Annotated in this window: 1 protein-coding gene and 1 pseudogene; both read right to left on the reverse strand. The window is 36.0% G+C overall.

Going from position 1 to position 2,320, the window contains the following annotated elements; genetic code table 11:
- On the reverse strand, window positions 1-1,495 hold a 1,495-nt coding region (locus JUI58_RS16325), incomplete at its 3' end, for an ABC transporter substrate-binding protein (RefSeq protein ID WP_204104864.1).
- Window positions 1,496-1,527: 32 nt separating this feature from the next.
- Window positions 1,528-2,320 (reverse strand): annotated as a pseudogene (locus tag JUI58_RS16330) (hypothetical protein); the annotation flags it as partial.

Consider the following 2,320-nt stretch of genomic DNA (forward strand, 5'->3'; position numbering starts at 1 on the left):
CGTCAGGTTCTATATCTCCTTTGTAGCGAAACCAGAGATAAAAATCCAGTAAAAAAGATGAATTTTTTTCGTCGATATGGGTTACTTCATTGATATCAATACCCGTATAAACAATATGGGTTTTTTCCAAATAGCTATCGCTACCGATTTGAATCAAATTATCCTGCTCCAGTTCTTCTTCCAAATTATCAATGATAGTATCATCCTTAATAAAAGTAAGTTGAGTAAGAGCAGAAATGAATTGATTTTGATTAAAAACTCCCATTAAAACCAGTGGTTGAGTATTTCTTTGGTCGTTGAAATAGAAGGTTCGGGTGACTCCTTCAACTGCTTTTTCGGGGGAATTTATTTTTGTTAATGCTTCTCTGACTTGACGGCGCATTGTCGCGATATCTTTGAGATTGAACGTTTTTTGAGATGAATTTTCATTAGCAATGATAGCATTTTTAATGGCTTCAACAAGAACGTGAGCGGAATCATGGTAAAATATGGAAAGCCATCCCGGTGTATAGTCATAGCGCAACTCAAATTCATTCTTAAACTTTTCTCCTCTCTCACCAGAAATATCGAGAATTGCCGGTACAACAGCATGAATATCATCGGTAAAAAAGCCAGGGGTTGATTGTTCTTCTGTTGCATCAGCAAAATTTTGAATAAATGAAACATCACCGATTGCGTCTCCCCCAACAATGGACGAATTCAACCCATTCCGTCTCATTTTACGAACGAGTTTGGCGGCTTCAAGGCTTTCCATAGCGATAACAACTAAATCCGGTTCTTGACCTGCCTTTTTTAACTTTAGTAAGTTAAACATAATGCTATCTACCGTGCGATTAAGATCGTCGTTTAATTCCTGTACTCCTATAAAATTAAGTTTTTCTCCAAAGGCGATAAAATATGTTTCTAGGTCTTCTCCTAAACTTTTACTATAAGGATCATCACCGGTTACTAAGTAAACATTTTTTGATTTAAAGACAGATTGAACATAGTGGGCAATAAAACGAGCTTGATCGCTATTCGTGAAGATGGTGCGAAAATACCACGGGTTATTATCCGTTACCGAGTCAACTGTCCCACTCCCTGTAATCGCAGGAATTTCGCATTTTTGATATACTTCGCCCGCTTTTAAAGACATTGCGCCAGTATAATGCCCTAAAATACCTAGGGCTGAAGAAGCACAAATATCTTGGGCAACTTTCCCGGCTATATTGGGTTTAAATTGGTCATCATAAACCAGTAACTCTAGTTTTTTGCCTTTAATTCCTCCTTCCTTATTTACTTTGTCAATATAAAATTGAGTGCCGTCTATCATCTCTTGACCGAGGGAGAGAAATGCTTTTTCAGTATTACTTTGAGGGACGGCGATCGCGATCTTAATCGTATCTGGGTTAAAGTTTAAGTTAACCCATCCCAATACTAAAATAAAAGTTAGGAGCGATAATAAAAAGAAAAGTTCTCCTCGATATCTCTTCCAGTTGTTTGTGGTCTTGGGCATTAATCTAAGAATCAATTCAAAACTTATCAAAACTAACCATAAATCCAAAACAAACTATAACTACCTACTATCCACAGAATAGGTAGAGTAACTCTACCAAATTGAAGGAGTTGTTTGTTGGTAATATTCGTATTAGCCTTTAACCATGTACTACTTCCTAAAATTATCAAAGTTAGTTCTATTACTAATAAAATATAAATTAAATAAAAAGCATAGTCAAGAGCAACAACATAGCCAATACCCTCGGGTAGAGAATCCAACAAACTGAGATGATAGAAAACAACAGCTAAAAGCAAACCACTGATGGCCTCAACCGAAATATTTTCAAAGGGGAGAAAGAGTAAACCATAGGCAATTATCACAAAGAACCATAATGGTAATAAATTTTTTAGACTAAAGCTGACAATATCGCGTTCTATTTCGATCTCGGCATTAAACTGAGAGTATTGAAACTGAGATTTCGCTTTAATTAAGCGGCGATCGCCTAAAGTCGATTGGTTAATATGAGTATCCTGAAAAAAGAGGGCATTGTTAATGCGCCAATCGGTAATTTTTTCAAATACCTTATTAATTTTAAAATTTTTGATCACCTCCTCAGTATTTGTATCTCGCATTCCGACAAAATCCACCACATAAATTAATTTTTCTTGACCTAAAGTATGATGACGAAAGCGAATCGATAGAATTTGGTCATCGAAGGGATAATGGTGAAAATCAAACTTTTCATGAAAATCAGCTTTAACGCGATAGACAACATGATTGACTCCATCATGCCGATCTCTTTTAATCGGTTCACCTAGAGTTAATTTTTCTCCCGAATCCAAT

Origin of the sequence: Spirulina sp. CCY15215 (genome assembly GCF_016888125.1) — a bacterium.
Taxonomy (GTDB): domain Bacteria; phylum Cyanobacteriota; class Cyanobacteriia; order Cyanobacteriales; family Spirulinaceae; genus CCY15215.